The organism is Arthrobacter woluwensis, assembly GCF_900105345.1.
Taxonomy (GTDB): domain Bacteria; phylum Actinomycetota; class Actinomycetes; order Actinomycetales; family Micrococcaceae; genus Arthrobacter_E; species Arthrobacter_E woluwensis.
Genome location: NZ_FNSN01000006.1, coordinates 1 through 15595 on the forward strand (window position 1 = coordinate 1; position 15595 = coordinate 15595).

Consider the following 15595-nt stretch of genomic DNA (forward strand, 5'->3'; position numbering starts at 1 on the left):
GGGTCTTGGAAGGCGAGGCCTGGGGTGTTGGTTTTGTCGTCTCTCGCGGCTGTGCAGAGTGCGTGTGCGATGTCCGGGAAGGGTGCTGGGTGGTCGTGGTGCTTTTCCATGAGGGACATGAGTGATGGGACTGTCCAGGCTTGGCGGAGGTCGTGGAGGTGGTTGGCGAGGTTCACTGCCTGCCGCCGCGTGATCGGCATCATTAGCCCTCGTTCGCCTGGCGGCCAACTACCTCTGTCAGCCACGCTTCAACGTCGGCCTTCCTGTATCGAACGGCCCGAGTGCCGACTCGAATGAACGCCGGCCCGACGCCTCGGTATCGATCCTGCGCGAGCGACTGCACGCTCTTCCCCAACCAACTCGCTATCTCCTCGGCGGTCAGAAGTTCATCAAGCCCGCCAGTCTGAGTCGTGTGGCGCTTTACCTGGTTGCTGCCAAGCTCGGAGCGGAGCTCTTCGAGTTCTGCAATGAGCGCATCGATGCGGGCGACGATGTCGGAGTGGATCTTCGTGTCATGGCTTGTCCTTTCGGATGATGGTTTCGGTCAGTCAGGGCGTCGCGGTCTCGCGCGTCACTATGGTGACGATCTGACTGAAAGTGATTGATCTCTTCTTTAGAACTTGAGTGGAGACTTAGGTGAGTTTCGCTACTTACGTAAGTAAGTACTCTTAACTCTGCGAGCTGTTTGCGACGGTTTTGCGACGGTTTTTGCTCGCAAACGGATCGCAAGTGCGATCGCATTTGCGAGGATTTTGCGACGGTTTGCGAGGCTACTTCGGTACCGTTTCGGGGTGCGTGACCCACTGTTCGCCCTTGTCAGCGGCGGTTTTGCAGTGGGTGCAGGCCCCGTCGAAGACGCGTTTGTTCTCGTGGTGTCTGACGTGGTTCCCGCGAGCCCCTGCGGAGGCCCTATTTTCGGTGAGGTTTTCGGGCTCCGTTTGGTGCTTCTCGTAGTCGTGGATTGCCCACTTCTGAGGGCCCTTCCTGTCGAGGAGGCCAGCGTCAACCAGCTCCTTGAACGGGGCCGCGCCACGCACTTTGCATGCCCGCTCAGCGAGCATCCCGCCACGCCCCTGCGCCTTCGCTTTCAGGATCAACTGGAGGTGGAGGAGCTGTGCCGAGTCGGTCAGGAACTCGATCTTCGGGTTGTCGAAGTAGTCAACGGAGACCTTCGCCCACAGCCGCTTGTCTGGGGCTGACATCCGCTCCTCCTTCCTGTTCTTGTCGTGCTGCCATGCGGTGGAGGGCTTCGAGTGCTTGTTGGGTGACGACGCCGTTGCCGCAGGCTTTGATCTGGTCGTTGGCGCTGATGTCCACGGCGGTGATCCAGCCGGCGGGTTGGCCCATCATCCACTCGGTGAAGGCGGGGTTGAGGCGATGCTTGCCGCGGCTGTTCGGTACGGTGGGCGGCGGCGAGGGCGTGCGCATGACGTTCTCCCACCGACGGATCGCGGGTGCGCGTTTGAGCCGATGGATGGTTTGAACGGCCTGGGCGAGTCGGGCGCGGGGGTCCATGCCGTCATGTGCGGGGGTTGCGGGGGGTTTGTTTCCGCGGTACTGGTACATGGTTCCTCCTTTCGCGGTCGACGTTGGCTGCTGCGAGGTCACCGACTGGGTCTGGGTGGTCGCGGGTTGCGCGGTGGTCGAGGTCTTCTTGCGCCTCGTACTCTTTGTGGTGGTCGCATTGGAAGCGGGTGAGGCAGACGCCGGTGTGGGAGCGGCAGAGGTGGCAGCAGCGATCCGTCATGCGGCGTCCTCGCGACCGGTGATGTGCTTCGCGATAAGGTCGGGACGGAACCCATACCAGTGCAGGTCTTCCTCAGGGGTGGATACGTAGAGGACGGGGGCCGCCATGTAGCCGAGGTTCTTGACGAAAAGGAATGCATAGGGATCTTCCGTGATGTCAACTCGTCCGTATACGACGCCAGCTTCGTCGAGGCGCTTTTTGGACAGGGTGCACTGCGAGCACTCGGGCTTCTCATAGATCACCACGGCGACACCGTCGCGGTCTTGAATTGTTCGAGGATCGTGAGTCATGTGTGAGTCCTGTGAGTTTGGGCGGGTGCTGTGCCGGTGAGCTACAGCACCCGCTTTTGGGCATGAAAAAAGCCAGTCTGTGTGTGACTGGCTCAGAAGGGAGGTGCGGCGTCCCAGCCTTGGGGTTCGGTTGGTGGCTGCTCCCACGCGGGTTGCGTTGGTGTCGACTGCCTGTTGTGCTGGACAGCGTCGAAAGGCTGGTTGCCGCCGTGTTGGCGCTGCTGGTTCTTCTCGTTCTTTTTGATGATCGAGACGCCGGTGACAGTCACATCCATGGACTTTTCGGGTCCGTTGCCTCTGTCGTAGTCGCGGGTGTAAAACTCGCCGTGAACTTTGACCTTGTCGCCGCTGAGTAGCCGGTCCGCGAAGTACTCTGCATCAGTGCCCCAGATGGTGCAGTTGAACCACTGCTCCCTCAGCTTTTCCCAGCTGCCGTCTTGCAGACGCTTGGATTTCGTGTCGCAGACGCTGAACGACAGGCGAGGCGATCCATTCTTGTCGAACTGGATATTTGAGTCCTTGCCGATGTTGCCAATGAAGGTAATCTCAGCCATTGGTTGCGGCCTCCTTGATGTAGTTCAGCTCGTCGAGGCTGGCACCGTTCTTCTGCGCTTCGGTCCAGAGGGCTTTGAGCTTGGGTTCGTTGCCGGCGATCTTGTCGGCTTCGGCCTGCCAGTTCCGGGGTGGTGGTGCGTCGGCGAGGGGCTGGACGGTGTAGATCTCGGACTTGCCGCGCTTGACGAGGAGTGCGGTCTTCAGCGGCCCGTTGATGTGGGACATGTGGCTGATGCGCACTCCGCCAACGGCTTGGTTGCCGAACATGACGGTGGGGTCGCAGAAGAGGGTGACGGATCGTCCGGCGTATTGTGTGGCGTCGGTGCCCCATGCGTTGGCGATGACCAGCAGCATCGACTTGGCGGGTCGCCAGGGGCGGGGGAAGCCTGCCAGGTGGAAGTTCCAGGGCTGTTCGGCGTTGTTGGGGGTGACCTTCTCAATGGTGAAGGTACGGGGTGCAACGAGTTCAACGGCGTCGAGCTGGTCGGATTTCGGGGCGAGGGAAGCGGTGATGTCCACCTAGATGCTCCTTTCAAGGGTGATCTGGTCTTCTTCGAACGGGTCGAACCATTTGGCAGCGGGGAGCGAGTATCGTTTGACGTTCGCCTGGTAGTAGTTGAGGGCGTCAGTGATTCGTTCCTCGGCAGCAACGAACGCCGTGATTAGCGTTGCCCGCCATGCGGGTGAGGGTTCTACCCGGCGTACGAACGTATTGGCCCCAGGGCAGAAACTGACAAAGTCAATCCATGTCCGTCCTGAAACCAGGAGCCCGGCCTGTAGCTGACCCCAGTGTTCGTCTGGAACTTTGTTGTCCACGACAGTTTGGAAGTGGGTGTCTGGGCCCGGGCATTTGATTTCGATGAGCCCGTCATCGCCCACGAGACCGTCCGGGCTATATCCGAGACTCCCGCCCTCGGTGTCTATGCGCATGAACCCGACCTCATCGACGGTGACGCCCGCGTGCTCGGCGTATGCGTCGCGCGCCCAAGGTTCGAGGAGGGTGCCGCGCTGCATTGCCTTGGTCGGGTACGTGGTGATGGGGTGCCCGGTGATGCGTTCGGCGGCGAGTTTGCGGATGAGCCGGCGGGACGTTTCGTTGTCCGCGATCCCGAGGCTGGGTGTGATGAGTTGGCCGATGACTGAGGCGGTGAGGATGCCGCAGCGTGCTTGGAGCCACTCGTCCGCGCCTTGCTCGAGGTTGTTGTAGATGGTGAGGGTCATGGGGTGTCCTTGTCGAGTCCGAGCATGGCGAGAACGTCGTCTGCGCTGTGTGCGATGCAGATCGCGGCCGCAGCGGTCTTCTCGTCGTCGGTGTTGTCGGCGGTGATGATGGTGCGGTCCTGGTAACCGACCGCGACGCCCTTGACGGGTGACGGGTTGATGGTGTGGTCGTAGCCCGCGTACTTCCGGGTCATGGCTTCACCCGCCCACGAGCAACATCCAGGGCGTGGATGGCTTCCCGATGCGTGTGAGCCAGGTGGACAGATTCTGGGTAGTTGAACTCCTTGTTCCAGAAGATGCGCTGAAGATCTGCTGCCAGCACGAACCAGTAGCCGCTCTTCTTGACGACACGGTCACGGTTGAGCCGCAGCCCAACCGGCCTGGGGTCCTTGCTCATTCGCCTTTCCTCCTGTCGGTTCCGTTGTGAGTAAAGAGTTGGTTCCGCATCTCGGTTGCGGCACGTGCGGCGGAGGCTATGTCGATGAATGCGCCGCAGTAGTAGACCTTGCCCCGGTGCTTCACCTGGGCTACAAATCGATTTCCTTTTGGGCTCACCCCCCGAACCCCCGTTCGAGAGTTGGCCTGTGCGCCTGCCCTGTTTTCCCCGTTCTGTTTGTTGGTCACTTCCCGAAGGTGGTCTGGGCGCACGCATGATGGGTTATGGCATACATGGTCGATCGCGAGGCCTGATGAGATGGGGCCGTAAAAAAGTTCGTAGGCAACTCGATGGGCGAGTTTCATACCTCCGTTGAAACGGAATTGTCCGTATCCGTGCTCGTTTCTGAATGCATTCCAGACCCAGCAGCTTTCGCTCTTGTCGACTTTCGACCAGAATCTGGCCTCATCCTGGGTCATGACTTGTCCTTTCTCATCTCGTCGGCGCGGTCGTTGTATCGGGTGTCCGCTTCAGCTTCCTCAGCCTCACGGTCCCGGTCGTCGGGCTCGTCGTAGTAGCCCATGCGGTTCTCCTTCCGGGCATGAAAAAAGCACCCAGGAAGGGTGCTTGGTATGTTTTGGGGATGGTTTCTGATGTTCCTGAGCCGTGGGCCGGGTTGATGGTGTCGGCGGGTTTTCGTTCGATGCGGGCGTTGGCTGTTGCTGCGGGCCTGTCGGGGCCGACGGTTGCCAGGTTGGTGAACGGGACTGGGACGTCGTCGGTGGAGACGGTCAATGCTGTGGCGTCGGCGTTGGGTGTCCGGGTACAGGATCTTCCCGGGGTTGGGGTGCGGGATGATTTCGGGGCTTACGTGCCGCCGGCTGAGTCGTCGCGTCTGACGTTGCAGCAACGCCAGCTGATTGATGCGCTGATCAGGAACATGACCGCCTAGACGGCTTGGTCGTGGGTGGCGAAGCGTTCGATGATGGGCGCCCATCTCGCGTACTTGTGGTTCTGCTCCACCCAGTATTCGAAGTGCGGATGCCCAGGGCCGACCGTCATTCCTTCGACCTGGCATTGCGCTTCGTGGAACACAGTCCAGTGGACTTCCGCGGCGCATTCGGCGTCGGTGAGGTGCTTCGCCCGGCGGAGGTCGTCTACTTGTCCAGCGGCGAGTGGGTCTTCGGTTTCATCAGGACTGACGTACACCACCTGGCGGCGCGTATTGCCAGGGAAGTCCTTCCACTCTTCGCCTTCGCGTTCCCAGATGGTCACGGGCTCACTCATCGTTTCTCCTGTAGGGGTTTGTGAACAGGGGCCCGTCGTCGCCTTCGAAGTCGTGGCGCTTCCCGTCGGCGAACCCTTCGTCCCACGCGTCGGCCAGCCCAGCCCGTGCTTCCCGGAGCTGCCGGACGAGTTCTTTCACGACGTCGGGACCGGTCTCCGCGATGAACACGGCATCGGCTTCGGTGAGCCTGGGCCGGCCGTTCATGAGGGTGTTTGGTCCCCACCACTTGAGGTCGTTGCTTGCGGCGTCGGCTAGGGCTTCGATCCGGTCAAGATCAAGCTCGGTCATCGTGGGTCTCCTTCCGAGAGGACGGTGGCGGGGCCGAGGCCCAGGATGAACTCGGGCGTGTGCTCGCCGTAAGCGGTCGGGTACTTCCACCACGTGCCACGCAAGTTCTTCCTCATGCAAACGAGAGCGTCACCGAAGACGTCGAGAACGACAGCGCGATACCCCAGTTTGTCGAGTTCGTCGGCGGCCTCGATCACCCGGGGCCGGCGGTACCCGGCGGCGAGGACCGCGGCGGCGAGTTCGTCCGACCACACGCTGATCACGCCAGCATCGGAGTCCGGGAAGGTGTCGCTCGTGGAGTGGATCAGCGCGGACAGCTCGTCGCGTTCAGCGGTCATGATATTTCCTCGGCTCTCCGCAGTATGTGAGGTCCGTCCCGTCGGACCGGTGGGTGCACTCATCGTCGTCAGGGTGGCCGTACACGCCTTGGAACTCGTGGTCCGGGATCGGGTGGCTGGACTCGTCGCCGTTCTCTGCCTCCTTCAACTTCGCGCGGAGCCATTGCGCTGCGAAGTCGGCGACGCTTCCCACGGGGAGGTCCTCGTCGCGCTCGAACGTGGCATCTGCTTCGTTGATGAGTTCCTGGATGATGGCCTTGCGCAGGTGCGGCAGGGCACGGTTGATTGCGGTGCGTGCTTCGTCCATGTCGCACCCGTAGTACTCGGCGACGTTCTCAACAGCGGATTCGAGGTGGTCAGGGTTCATCGCGGTCTCCGGTCCATGTCGTTGTGGGTAAAGAGTTCGTTGCGCTTAGCGATTACGGCCGCCTCGGCATCTGCGAGTTCGGCGAAGAATCCTGCGTGCACTTGCCTGCCGTGGTGGTATGCCTTGGCCCGCCACATGCCTCTTTGCCGATCCCAGAACACTCCACGAACGCCCGACTTGCTATTTCTATGGGCGCCCGCGTGGTTCTCCTGGTTCTGCTTTTGGGTAACGAGCCGCAAGTGGGATGGGCGAACGCACGCGCGGTTGTGGCAGATGTGGTCCACAAACAGGCCGGGCGGAACTGCACCATGCTCAAACTCGTAGCTGACCCTGTGGGCTAGCAGTACACGACCCCCGAGCCCAAACTGTCCGTAGCCGTCAGGCGTGATGCAGGCGTTCCATTCCCAGCAGGCTTCACCTCTCCGTACTTTTGCCCAGAAGCGCTCCTGGTCAGTCATCGGAGGCCCATGCCTTTCAGGAGTCGTTCGAGCTTGATGCGTTCTTCGCCGTCTTTCACGACGACGTCGGTCACTGTTCGGTCGTTGAGCGCTTCGAACGCTTCGGCGATGGTGTTCACCGTTGCTGTGCCGTTTTCGATCTGGATCACGTTGTTCTCCTTGGTGTGTTTGTTGTCGGTCCCGGGTGGGATGGTGGTGTTGTGAGTGAGGATGTTGGGTTCCGGGACCCGAAGCCGTGGCAGCTCCCGGTCGTGGTGCCGGATGATGCGATTGATGAGCGGTTGGTGTACCGGTCGGAGCATGGGATCGCGGTGTGGGCGACCCTGACATTCGACGGTGGTGAGCCGGACCGGATCGTGGAAGGGTTCGCCGTCGCATGGACCCGCGAGTACGTCCTCGTGCAGACCCGGTGGCAGCAGTCCTACTTCCTCGGCTCCCGCGAGTTCTGGCTGAACGCCGCCCAGGTGAAGCGCCGCGCCATCATCCCCGTCCGCCCCAACCGGTCACCCGAACAGGCCCACAACCGGCCTCAAAGAGGGTGGCGGCGGGTGGAGTAGACCTACTCGTCTTCTCGATACGCTCGGAAGTTCGTGGGGTTCCTGAACTCGTCGATCTGGAAGTCCACGCGTTCGCCTTCGCCGACCTTCACCAGTCGGATGGCCTCCGCCTTGGAACTCGCCTCGACGGCCTCAGTGACGACGGCGACCTCGTTGAAGTTGACGTAGTAGAGCCTGCGCTCAGCCATGGTCGCGCGCCTCCTCCACGAGTTCTTCGACGGACCGAAGGCGTACCACTTGGGCGATGATCGTCGCGCCATCCGGGTCGGCCTCGGTCCACGCACCCGCATCGTTGATCTTCTTCGCCGCTGCGCCCGCCCGCTGGCGAGAGCGGAAGGGGCCGCAGGCGTCGACCACGAGACTGAGGTCCGGAAGGACAGCCACGATGTACTGCTCGCTCACGCCTTCAGCTCCTGCCAGGGAAGAACCAGACGGGCGACAGCGACATCAACGAACCCGTGGTCAGCGCCTTGCCTTACGAACTCGCGGGACGTTGACTCGTGGCCCGTCATGTCCACGTCGGACGAGCCTTCCCATCGCACGCCCCATTCGGTGGTGGTGTGTTGGGCGATGGTCTCCATGACCACAGCGGCCTGATGGTTGCGAAGCCACGCCTTTGCAGTTGTTCGAAGGGGCGAGCCGCTGTCTTCCTTGCAGCCAGTGCATCGATAGGTTGCCGCGTAACGCAGCGCTGCGACCACGGATTGGTGTCGTTCCAGCGCGTCGGTGATTGCGGTTTCCAGTTCGGGCGGGAACGGGGCGGGCGTGGTCATGGCGTCACCTCCGGGGTGAAGATCGGGGCGGTGTTCCAGGTGCCCCAGAGTGGCTGCTGCGAGTACATGTAAGCGTTCGCCGTCTCGCGGTCCGGGAACGGGCCGATCAGCCGAGGCAGTGGCCGCGTGCCCGCTTCGTCGCGGTAGGCGTTGACCTTCACGATGATCTGCTCGCTCATTGCTTCTGTCCTTCCAGTTCGGCGACACGGGCACTGAGATGGGTCACAAGGTCGCAGGCACGCTGCTTCTTGCGCCCGACCGGCAGCTCTCCGAATACCCGCTCCGCCCGTTCGAGTTCTTCGCGGAGCACGATCAGGCGGTAGTGGTCCAGGAGTGCCTCGTCGGCCTGGTCGTCCTGGCCCTTGATGATGCGTTCCAGGTAGTGGTCGTGGAGGTGTTCATCGGCGGCGGCGAGGACATCGCGCGAGTCGGCGAATGAGGTGTGATTCGTGACAGGCAGCGCATCCGCTCCTGCGTGGACGGCGTCTTCCCAGTGGCTCATGACTGGGTCTCCTTGTTGGTGTGGAGCCGGCGGACCTCACGCGCGGCACGGGCGGCAGTGATCCCAAGCCCCTGCGACTCCGCGGACCAATGAGCCCAATCGGGGGCAAGGTTGCCAGGGTGCATGGCGTTGAGGATCGCCAGCGCCTCTGCCCGGAGTTCGGCGGCCTCCGCCTCAGCGGCAGCCTGGGCATCGAGCATCCTGAAGTGATCGGTCAAGCGTTTAGCGGCCTCTTCCAGGTCACTACCAAATGCGACGGCCTCTACCTTCCCGGGGCCGGTGAGGATCGCCAGGGCGACACGGTGCGCCTGCTCAGGGGACTTGGGCGTGAAGGTCAGCTCTTCGCGGCCCTGGTTCAACTTGATCCTCAGCGCACCGCCTCCCACACGGAGGAAGCGGTCGCCGTCGCGGTTCTCGAACTCGGTGGGCTGGGTGGTGGTCATTGGTGGGTCTCCTTGGATACGACTGAGGCCCCGGTGTTCGGGGCCTCAGAGTCCTTCATTGCTGGTCCGATTTCTTGCACTGTTCCGCACATGGCGTTCAAAGTCCTCCACAGACATCGGCGATCCGGTGAAGTGAACCTCAGACCGTGAGGACTTTCGGTTCTTCATCTGCTCTGCGTGGTCGATCTGGCCCTTGATGTAGCCACGACCGAAGGCTTTCCGCTCGAGCTGCCACGCGAACACCGCCCAAAACACTGTCAGGCTGATGTACACGGCCGTCTCGCGCTCGCCACGGATCAATGCCATGACAGCGTAGATAGTCAGGATCAGAGCGGTGAGTAGGGCTGGCCAGTAAGTGTTGCTGAGCCAGCGGAATGCTCGTGCGAAGTTCATTTGTTCTCCTCAGTGTCGAATGGGTCAGTGGGTTCGGTGTACGGCCAGTGTTTCGGCGGCGGGAAGAGGAATGCTCCTGTGAACGCGCACCCGACGAGCAGGAACAGGGTGAGCAAGGAGTTGTAGGCGTTCATCGTGCATCACGCTCCCGAATCGCAGAACGAGTTAGCCGCCACTGCATCTCATGCCGCTTCTCTCCCTTGACGGAACCAGCGGACTCCACGACACCGCGTTTCACCAGCTCAGAACACCTCGACCGGATCGACGAGTCCTCCGGGTAGTTACCAGCCGTTCTAATGTTCTGGTCGCATATCCCGTGGACCAGCTTCACTAGCACGCGATGAGTCACCGGATTGTTCCTTTGGGAGTACAGGGCATCCAGGACCAGCGACTCACACCAGCCGGTACGCACCTTGGCGGCTGCCTCATGCGACGTCCCAGGGTCACTCGTACGGGCATACGCGGTCATGCCTTCCCCCTCACCACAACACGCTCACGAACATCAGGATCAATAACCACCGGACCCACAGCCCGGTCATGCACACGCACCGGACGAAAACCCAGCAACCGACGAATCGTGTTCACGCCGCCACCGCCCGCATGTAGAGAGAGCCGTTGCGGAACACGGCCTCGAAGCCAGGCTCACGGAACGCGGCAAGGTTGCCCTTCCGCACCTCCGACGGCACACAACGACGACGGTCCTCGGACAGATGGCTGATCTTCACAGCACGCCACATGCCTGGGGTCTCAAGCAGCGCCGACCTGACGCTCATCCAGTGCGGGGCAGGTTCGTAGTTACCAGTCCGTTCAGGAGACGGCAGATCGGCAAGTGGCGGGGACAGCTCCACAACAGGCGGGGCGCTCATCGAATGAACACTGAGCTGCGGAGACTTTGTGACGGTCTTAGACATAATGATGGTTCCTTCCAAAATGGTGATGGTGATCAGGTGGTGATGAACTCAAACCAGCGGGCCGCGATGCCCTCCCCAACAGGGTCGGAATAGCAGAGCCGCCGATAGTCGTCCGGGTCAGTGGCAGTGAGCGCCAACCCCGCGATTCGCTTGGCATCCCTGACGCTCAAACGCTCGCCAGCTTCCCTAGCCCAAGCGAGCAACTGGGCCTTAGCAGCGACAAACCCGAGCGACTGAAGAGTCCCAAGGAAGCTGTTTTCGGGCATGACAAATCAACCTTTCTCAGCCGTGCGGCCTGCCGTCAGACAACGGACTTAGATGGGGTAGTGCCCAGAGAGTGGGCGAAAGGGCTACGGAGCTTCGGACGGAAGCGAATCGAGCCAGGATTCGAGTTCGGAAGCCAGGATCACCGGCTTCGAGTTGGGGTACTTCACTGACAGATCGCCGCGAGCAATGCTCCGTCGGATCGTGTCGGTGGACTGACCGATTGCTTCGGCCGCCTCCGGGATGCTGTAAGCCAGCTTCCGTTTCTCGATACTCACGATGCCTCCGCAAGTGCAAAACGATCCGGCAAGAAGCTCGAAGGCTTTACGCCTAGTACGTCACCAACAGCGGCGAGTTCTTCTACGGTCCACGGGGTAGTGCCGTTGATCTTGCGCTGGAAAGTGGTTCTTGGGATGCCTGATTCAGTCGCAACGCTGTTGAGTGATCTGCCTGACCTGAAGATTGCTGCGGCAATCTTGTCTGCAATTTCTCTGTTTGTCTGGCTCATGTAAAAAGCATAAGTGGCCCAATTGGGCCATGTCAACCACCAAACGGGCCATCGCGGGCATTGCAGTGGCCCAAAATGGTGCTAATGTGGACCGCATGGGCATCTATGGAGAGAAGTTACCGGCCGCAGTTGCGGCGCAACTTAGGGCTGAGAAAGCGGCCCGCTCGATGAGCTTGGACGAAATAGCTCAACTGTCGGGCGTTGGAAAGCGCACCCTTCAGCGCTACCTAAGCGGGGAGCGTCAAATCCCCATCGACGCCATGTGCGATGTGGCCGAGGCGCTCGGGCTTTCCCCCCGGGAGCTCATGGCGCGCGCCGAACAGCGCATCAAGTAGCAGTGAAGGGTCTGCGGATCGGTCCATGAGGATTGCGAGATCCTGGATGGTGTGAATGCGTGTCATTGCCTCGCCCCCCGTGGGTGATTCGAATGTATGTTCGAAGAAACATAGCACCTGTGGATGACAAAAAACCGCCCCCACCCTTAAGGGTGGGGGCGGTTTTCATTGATGACTCAGGCCGTGAGCTGCTTGCTCAACTTGGTCATGGCGTCGGTGAGGCGCTTGATGTCGGTCCTGGTCCGGTAGCCTCGGGTCACGGAGCGCACGGAGTGGCCGAGGATGTCCATGATGAGGTCTTCGGGTACACCCGCCGCGTAGAGCAGATCCGCTGTGGTGTGGCGGGAGCCGTGCAGGACGATGTCGTCCGGGAGGCCAGCGCCGGCCAGAACCTCCTTCCACCTGTCGGTCGCAGCGTCCGGGTCCCACGCCTGACCATTCCGAGTGAATACCAACTCGTCCTCTGCTGCCTGGACCGCAAGGCCCATGATCGACTTGAGCGGTTCCACGAGCGGGATGATCCGCCAGCCCTTGGACGACTTGGGGCGGGTCAGGTAAAGGGAGCCGTTCAGGTGCCGGTACTCGTAGTCTGCGGCTGCGTCACGCTTGAGGTTGGGGATCCGTTGAAGCTGCCAGGAAAGGTCAAGGAGGTCCTGCACCCGGTCGCGCTCAAGGCCAAGAATCTCGCCACGGCGAGCGCCCGTCAGTAGGTAGGTGGCCCACAGCGGGCCGTCCTCGATGGTCGTGCAGTAGGCAAGGAGCTGGATCGCCTCTTCCAGGCTAAGGGCCTTCTGTTCGGCCTTCCTGGGGCGCGGGCGCGCGGCCCGGTCGCAGGGATTGCTTCTGAGGATCCCGTCACTCACGGCGGTCTTGAGGGCCGCGCTCATGGCGTTGTGGACGTTCAGGGCGTACGTGGACGAGAGCATGACGACATCGTCCGGCCATTCCTCCTGCGGCTTCTCACGGAGACCTTTGGGCTTCGGGGTGTTCAGTACCCTGTCGTGGACCTTGCGGATGTGGGCCGGGGTGATCTTCTCGAGCGGCAACGACCCCAGCTCGGGGATTGCGAACCCGACGAGCCCCGACCGGTATCCGGCGAGAGTCTTAGGCCGGGTGTCCAGACGGGGCGCGATGTCGTCCAGCCAATGCATGAACCACTTGTCGGCGCGCCATGAGGCAGTGGGCATGTCGCCGACTTCGGCAAGCTGGGCTTTGAACTCGCGGAGCTGCTTGATGACCGTGCCGCGATCCTTGTTCCGGAACACCTTGCGTCGGCGCTTGCCGTTCTCGGACGGAAGCTCGAGCGAGCAGGTCCAGAGACCCTGGGCGTTCTTGTAGATACTGCCGTCGCCTTTGGCTCTGGTCTTGGTTGCCATGGAGTCCCCCTGATGATGGTGTAGCCATTAGTGTAGCCATTGCTGGCTACAGCTAGCCTATTGCAGCGTCTCGATTGACGCCAGAATCCGCGTGATTTAGCGGTTTTTGCTACTCCCAGGGTAGCAAGACGTTCGACTGAAAATCGAAAGGTCACCGGATCGACGCCGGTCGGAGCCACTGAAACCCTCGCCTAGCTTCTACATGGCGAGGGCTTCTTCTTTTCCCCGTGATTCCGCGAGTTTTGGCAGCATGGCGGGGCTTTTTTGTGCCCGGAATCTGACTCGCAATGCCCCCGTCTGGGCGTGCGCTCGCGGGTCAGGTGTAGCCATTCGTGTAGCCATACGCATTACGGCAAGCTGGGGGACGCTGGGATGTGCTGAGGCATGCTGGCTTTATCTTCATACGGCTCTTCGCACGACCGCCGCGAGGTTATGATTTCAGGACAGCTGGTTAGGGAAGTCCAGCTACCACCACTCAACCTCTTTGAAGGATCTATTATGACGTACCCCCAAACGCCCCCTCCGTATGCCCAGCAGCAGGTTCCGTACCAGGCTCAGCCGCAGGTCGGGCAGAAGTCCTTCCTTGTGACCTGGCTGCTCTCGCTCTTGCTGGGTGGGCTCGGCATTGACCGGTTCTACCTGGGCAAGATCGGCACCGGCATCCTGAAGCTCATCACACTCGGTGGCTTCGGCATCTGGGCGTTGATCGACCTCATCTTGGTCTTGGCGAACAAGCAGACCGATAAGCAGGGTCTGAAGCTTGAGGGCTACGAGAAGCACAAGCTCATCGCGATCATCATCTCTGTGGTGGTGATCCTCATCGGTGGCATCAGTAGCGCCGTGAACGGTGCGAATGCCGGTTCCAAGGTATCGTCCCTGTCTGATGTTCCCGCCGTTTCGACGGATGCTCCTGTGGTAGAGAAGACGGTTGACCCGGCTGCGGCGGCAGCGGAATCTTCCGCGTCCGCGAAGGCTTCGGCCGAGGCTAAGGCGCAGGCTGCTGCTGATGCTAAGGCCGCTGCGGAAGAGGCCGCGAATCGTGGCACGGTCGGCCAGCAGAACGCGAAGGCCAAGGCGGAGAACTACCTCTCGTTCACTGCTTTCTCCCGTTCCGGCCTGATCAAGCAGCTTCAGTTTGAGAAGTTCCCTGCCGCTGATGCAACGTGGGCGGTTGACCACATCAAGGTTGATTGGAATGCCCAGGCCGCCGCCAAGGCCAAGCAGTACTTGGACACCACCTCGTTCTCCCGGGGTAGCCTGATTGACCAGCTCGTGTTCGAAGGCTTCACCCAGGAGCAGGCTGCTTACGGAGCGACCAAGGCTGGACTCTGATCGGAGCGCCAACTTGGCCTGTTAAACACCGATAGCGCCCCCACCACCTCATAGCGAGGTGGTGGGGGCGCTTTGTCATGCTGGGCTTTTTGGTTCGGCTCCGAGGCCGATCTTGGTGAGGAAGTCGTTGACCAGTGGGAGTGCCATGACGCGGGTGATGGCTCCGGCGACTCCGAGGACGGCCGCGGCGAGGCCTGTCGCTGCGGCCGGGTCGTGGAGGGTGGCTGCCTGATAGATGAGCGGTGCCCCTGCGATGAGTGGGAGCCCGACGGCGAGGGCGGTTCGGGCTACCGCCCGCCACGGGTAGCGGGTCTGAGTTGCTGCGCGGTGATCAGGCATCGGTTCCTCCTACTGTGACGTTGACGTCGACGCCGGATTTGAGGGCTTCCTCGGCTCCGGCTTTGGCGGCGGCCTGAACGGCACTGAGATCGATGTTCTGGCCGGTAGTTGCGGCCTTGAACGCTGCGAGTAGCCCAGCGATTTGGCCTTGGAGAGCGATGTTGCCGGTCTTCGTGTCTGCGATTTCCTGCCGCAGAGAAATTGGGCGGCCGCCGCGAGTGATCGGGCCGGTGTTGTCGCGGGCGGTCTGAGCGGCGCGCGTGCCATCAGCGATCATCTGGCGGACGCTCACGTCGCCGCTCGCGGTGCTGATGGGGCCGAGGTACTTCGCCAGGCCCTTCTCTACGGCGGAGTCGAGGTCTTTGGAGGTTGCCATGTCGAACCAGTCCTTCGTTTCAATGGGGCGGACTGCGCCGCCAGCGTTGGTGATTCCTGCGATGCCCCACGGTTCGGTGCTGTCGTAGACGTCGGCGGGGAAGTTGACTGGGTCGCCCCAGTAGAGGTCCACGGTGGATACGTGGATGTGATCGGAGTGCGGGGATTCGCCTGTGTAGGGTTGCCACTCCCAGTTCGAGAATGCTCCGGCGATCAGAGGTGTGGTCTGCCCGGGTGTCGGGTTCATGTCGTGGATGAGGTAGGAGAACCGGCCGGTGGCGCGGCCGATGGCGCGTAGCTGCTCTGCGAGCTCACGTCCCTCCGCTTCGGGGAGGTTCCCATTGTCATCGGTGAAGATGTCAATGGCATGCACGATTCCATTGGAGTCGGCGTTGTGGCCCGTGAAGTTGGTGGGCGACATGTAGCCAGTGACGAACTCGCTTGCACGGGCCGGGGTGTAGTCGTACCGCTTGTAGACCTCATCACGGAGCGTGACGAGGGATCTGTTCGGCCGATGATAGGCGATGGCCATGTTCGGCACTGAGCCTCCTCAGATGTA

The 15595-nt window shown here is 61.6% G+C and carries 34 protein-coding genes; 4 read left to right on the forward strand and 30 right to left on the reverse strand.

The window, feature by feature from the left end; all coding sequences use genetic code 11:
• Positions 1 to 202 precede the first annotated feature (202 nt).
• The 10 genes from BLV63_RS19235 to BLV63_RS17425 all read right to left on the reverse strand — a co-directional run bounded on the left by BLV63_RS19235 (position 203) and on the right by BLV63_RS17425 (position 4668).
• On the reverse strand, positions 203 to 505 hold the full coding sequence (locus BLV63_RS19235; protein ID WP_367888721.1) for a helix-turn-helix transcriptional regulator: 303 nt from the start codon (positions 503 to 505) through the stop codon (positions 203 to 205).
• Positions 506 to 770: 265 nt separating this feature from the next.
• Complete coding sequence (locus BLV63_RS17385) at positions 771 to 1202, reverse strand: hypothetical protein (protein WP_066217600.1); 432 nt, start codon at positions 1200 to 1202, stop codon at positions 771 to 773.
• A complete protein-coding gene (locus BLV63_RS18490) occupies positions 1159 to 1566 on the reverse strand; it encodes a hypothetical protein (protein WP_139244714.1) in 408 nt (135 codons plus the stop codon). Before BLV63_RS18490 ends, BLV63_RS17385 begins: the two co-directional genes overlap by 44 nt.
• A 177-nt stretch (positions 1567 to 1743) precedes the next feature.
• Positions 1744 to 2037: a glutaredoxin domain-containing protein gene (locus BLV63_RS17395; RefSeq protein WP_066217597.1), complete on the reverse strand. Its 294-nt coding sequence runs from the start codon at positions 2035 to 2037 to the stop codon at positions 1744 to 1746.
• A 92-nt stretch (positions 2038 to 2129) separates the two neighbouring features.
• Positions 2130 to 2591 carry a single-stranded DNA-binding protein gene (locus BLV63_RS17400; RefSeq protein WP_066217570.1) on the reverse strand — a complete coding sequence of 154 codons (462 nt, stop codon included), beginning with the start codon at positions 2589 to 2591 and terminating at the stop codon, positions 2130 to 2132.
• Positions 2584 to 3111, reverse strand: a complete 528-nt coding sequence (locus tag BLV63_RS17405; RefSeq protein WP_066217575.1) for a hypothetical protein — start codon at positions 3109 to 3111, stop codon at positions 2584 to 2586. Before BLV63_RS17405 ends, BLV63_RS17400 begins: the two co-directional genes overlap by 8 nt.
• The gene (locus BLV63_RS17410) at positions 3112 to 3813 is read right to left on the reverse strand and encodes a lambda exonuclease family protein (RefSeq protein WP_066217577.1); all 702 of its coding nucleotides are present in this window, start codon (positions 3811 to 3813) and stop codon (positions 3112 to 3114) included.
• A complete protein-coding gene (locus BLV63_RS17415) occupies positions 3810 to 4007 on the reverse strand; it encodes a hypothetical protein (RefSeq protein ID WP_066217581.1) in 198 nt (65 codons plus the stop codon). The genes BLV63_RS17410 and BLV63_RS17415 overlap by 4 nt, the downstream gene beginning before the upstream one ends.
• Complete coding sequence (locus BLV63_RS17420) at positions 4004 to 4210, reverse strand: hypothetical protein (RefSeq protein ID WP_074783851.1); 207 nt, start codon at positions 4208 to 4210, stop codon at positions 4004 to 4006. Before BLV63_RS17420 ends, BLV63_RS17415 begins: the two co-directional genes overlap by 4 nt.
• The gene (locus tag BLV63_RS17425; RefSeq protein ID WP_074783849.1) at positions 4207 to 4668 is read right to left on the reverse strand and encodes an HNH endonuclease signature motif containing protein; all 462 of its coding nucleotides are present in this window, start codon (positions 4666 to 4668) and stop codon (positions 4207 to 4209) included. The genes BLV63_RS17420 and BLV63_RS17425 overlap by 4 nt, the downstream gene beginning before the upstream one ends.
• Positions 4669 to 4790: 122 nt before the next feature.
• On the opposite strand from BLV63_RS17425, the gene BLV63_RS17430 reads away from it, so the two are divergent.
• On the forward strand, positions 4791 to 5141 hold the full coding sequence (locus BLV63_RS17430; RefSeq protein ID WP_139244784.1) for a helix-turn-helix domain-containing protein: 351 nt from the start codon (positions 4791 to 4793) through the stop codon (positions 5139 to 5141).
• On the opposite strand, the gene BLV63_RS17435 is transcribed toward BLV63_RS17430, so the two are convergent.
• From BLV63_RS17435 to BLV63_RS18730, 6 genes are read right to left on the reverse strand one after another with little or no spacing between them, the layout of a single operon-like run.
• Positions 5138 to 5476 (reverse strand): hypothetical protein, encoded by a 339-nt coding sequence (locus tag BLV63_RS17435; RefSeq protein WP_066217541.1) that lies wholly within the window; start codon positions 5474 to 5476, stop codon positions 5138 to 5140. The genes BLV63_RS17430 and BLV63_RS17435 overlap by 4 nt on opposite strands.
• Positions 5469 to 5765: a hypothetical protein gene (locus BLV63_RS17440; RefSeq protein ID WP_066217538.1), complete on the reverse strand. Its 297-nt coding sequence runs from the start codon at positions 5763 to 5765 to the stop codon at positions 5469 to 5471. The genes BLV63_RS17435 and BLV63_RS17440 overlap by 8 nt, the downstream gene beginning before the upstream one ends.
• Positions 5762 to 6103, reverse strand: a complete 342-nt coding sequence (locus tag BLV63_RS17445) for a hypothetical protein (protein WP_066217536.1) — start codon at positions 6101 to 6103, stop codon at positions 5762 to 5764. Before BLV63_RS17445 ends, BLV63_RS17440 begins: the two co-directional genes overlap by 4 nt.
• Positions 6093 to 6470 (reverse strand): hypothetical protein, encoded by a 378-nt coding sequence (locus BLV63_RS17450; RefSeq protein ID WP_066217532.1) that lies wholly within the window; start codon positions 6468 to 6470, stop codon positions 6093 to 6095. The genes BLV63_RS17445 and BLV63_RS17450 overlap by 11 nt, the downstream gene beginning before the upstream one ends.
• Positions 6467 to 6928, reverse strand: a complete 462-nt coding sequence (locus BLV63_RS19170; protein WP_074784663.1) for an HNH endonuclease — start codon at positions 6926 to 6928, stop codon at positions 6467 to 6469. The genes BLV63_RS17450 and BLV63_RS19170 overlap by 4 nt, the downstream gene beginning before the upstream one ends.
• Entirely contained in the window at positions 6925 to 7077 is a 153-nt protein-coding gene (locus BLV63_RS18730; protein ID WP_157412743.1) for a hypothetical protein, read from the reverse strand. The genes BLV63_RS19170 and BLV63_RS18730 overlap by 4 nt, the downstream gene beginning before the upstream one ends.
• A gap of 51 nt (positions 7078 to 7128) precedes the next feature.
• Between BLV63_RS18730 and BLV63_RS17465 the strand changes: the two genes are divergently transcribed.
• Positions 7129 to 7485, forward strand: a complete 357-nt coding sequence (locus BLV63_RS17465) for a hypothetical protein (RefSeq protein ID WP_139244783.1) — start codon at positions 7129 to 7131, stop codon at positions 7483 to 7485.
• Positions 7486 to 7487: 2 nt separating this feature from the next.
• On the opposite strand, the gene BLV63_RS17470 is transcribed toward BLV63_RS17465, so the two are convergent.
• The 11 genes from BLV63_RS17470 to BLV63_RS18500 all read right to left on the reverse strand — a co-directional run bounded on the left by BLV63_RS17470 (position 7488) and on the right by BLV63_RS18500 (position 11279).
• Positions 7488 to 7673 (reverse strand): hypothetical protein, encoded by a 186-nt coding sequence (locus tag BLV63_RS17470; protein ID WP_066217524.1) that lies wholly within the window; start codon positions 7671 to 7673, stop codon positions 7488 to 7490.
• The gene (locus tag BLV63_RS17475) at positions 7666 to 7887 is read right to left on the reverse strand and encodes a hypothetical protein (protein ID WP_066217522.1); all 222 of its coding nucleotides are present in this window, start codon (positions 7885 to 7887) and stop codon (positions 7666 to 7668) included. Before BLV63_RS17475 ends, BLV63_RS17470 begins: the two co-directional genes overlap by 8 nt.
• Entirely contained in the window at positions 7884 to 8258 is a 375-nt protein-coding gene (locus BLV63_RS17480) for a hypothetical protein (protein WP_066217520.1), read from the reverse strand. The genes BLV63_RS17475 and BLV63_RS17480 overlap by 4 nt, the downstream gene beginning before the upstream one ends.
• Positions 8255 to 8437 (reverse strand): hypothetical protein, encoded by a 183-nt coding sequence (locus BLV63_RS17485; protein ID WP_066217518.1) that lies wholly within the window; start codon positions 8435 to 8437, stop codon positions 8255 to 8257. Before BLV63_RS17485 ends, BLV63_RS17480 begins: the two co-directional genes overlap by 4 nt.
• Positions 8434 to 8760 carry a hypothetical protein gene (locus tag BLV63_RS17490; protein ID WP_066217517.1) on the reverse strand — a complete coding sequence of 109 codons (327 nt, stop codon included), beginning with the start codon at positions 8758 to 8760 and terminating at the stop codon, positions 8434 to 8436. Before BLV63_RS17490 ends, BLV63_RS17485 begins: the two co-directional genes overlap by 4 nt.
• On the reverse strand, positions 8757 to 9203 hold the full coding sequence (locus BLV63_RS17495) for a hypothetical protein (protein ID WP_074784661.1): 447 nt from the start codon (positions 9201 to 9203) through the stop codon (positions 8757 to 8759). The genes BLV63_RS17490 and BLV63_RS17495 overlap by 4 nt, the downstream gene beginning before the upstream one ends.
• A gap of 45 nt (positions 9204 to 9248) precedes the next feature.
• Positions 9249 to 9596: a hypothetical protein gene (locus tag BLV63_RS17500; protein ID WP_066217393.1), complete on the reverse strand. Its 348-nt coding sequence runs from the start codon at positions 9594 to 9596 to the stop codon at positions 9249 to 9251.
• Positions 9597 to 10177: 581 nt separating this feature from the next.
• Positions 10178 to 10507, reverse strand: coding sequence for a hypothetical protein (locus BLV63_RS18495; protein WP_139244782.1), 330 nt, complete (start codon positions 10505 to 10507; stop codon positions 10178 to 10180).
• A 32-nt stretch (positions 10508 to 10539) separates the two neighbouring features.
• A complete protein-coding gene (locus BLV63_RS17505; RefSeq protein ID WP_066217294.1) occupies positions 10540 to 10773 on the reverse strand; it encodes a hypothetical protein in 234 nt (77 codons plus the stop codon).
• 84 nt (positions 10774 to 10857) lie between these two features.
• A complete protein-coding gene (locus tag BLV63_RS17510; protein WP_254780624.1) occupies positions 10858 to 11049 on the reverse strand; it encodes a helix-turn-helix transcriptional regulator in 192 nt (63 codons plus the stop codon).
• On the reverse strand, positions 11046 to 11279 hold the full coding sequence (locus BLV63_RS18500; RefSeq protein ID WP_074784660.1) for a helix-turn-helix domain-containing protein: 234 nt from the start codon (positions 11277 to 11279) through the stop codon (positions 11046 to 11048). Before BLV63_RS18500 ends, BLV63_RS17510 begins: the two co-directional genes overlap by 4 nt.
• A 29-nt stretch (positions 11280 to 11308) precedes the next feature.
• On the opposite strand from BLV63_RS18500, the gene BLV63_RS17520 reads away from it, so the two are divergent.
• Positions 11309 to 11614 carry a helix-turn-helix domain-containing protein gene (locus BLV63_RS17520; RefSeq protein WP_082724321.1) on the forward strand — a complete coding sequence of 102 codons (306 nt, stop codon included), beginning with the start codon at positions 11309 to 11311 and terminating at the stop codon, positions 11612 to 11614.
• Between the two features lie 176 nt (positions 11615 to 11790).
• On the opposite strand, the gene BLV63_RS17525 is transcribed toward BLV63_RS17520, so the two are convergent.
• On the reverse strand, positions 11791 to 12990 hold the full coding sequence (locus BLV63_RS17525) for a tyrosine-type recombinase/integrase (RefSeq protein ID WP_066217290.1): 1200 nt from the start codon (positions 12988 to 12990) through the stop codon (positions 11791 to 11793).
• 498 nt (positions 12991 to 13488) lie between these two features.
• Between BLV63_RS17525 and BLV63_RS17530 the strand changes: the two genes are divergently transcribed.
• The gene (locus BLV63_RS17530; protein ID WP_074783900.1) at positions 13489 to 14322 is read left to right on the forward strand and encodes an Ltp family lipoprotein; all 834 of its coding nucleotides are present in this window, start codon (positions 13489 to 13491) and stop codon (positions 14320 to 14322) included.
• Positions 14323 to 14397: 75 nt separating this feature from the next.
• On the opposite strand, the gene BLV63_RS17535 is transcribed toward BLV63_RS17530, so the two are convergent.
• Together BLV63_RS17535 and BLV63_RS17540 are read right to left on the reverse strand one after the other, a co-directional pair.
• Positions 14398 to 14661, reverse strand: coding sequence for a hypothetical protein (locus tag BLV63_RS17535; protein WP_066217079.1), 264 nt, complete (start codon positions 14659 to 14661; stop codon positions 14398 to 14400).
• Positions 14654 to 15568, reverse strand: coding sequence for a hypothetical protein (locus BLV63_RS17540; RefSeq protein ID WP_139244603.1), 915 nt, complete (start codon positions 15566 to 15568; stop codon positions 14654 to 14656). The genes BLV63_RS17535 and BLV63_RS17540 overlap by 8 nt, the downstream gene beginning before the upstream one ends.
• Positions 15569 to 15595: the final 27 nt, after the last annotated feature.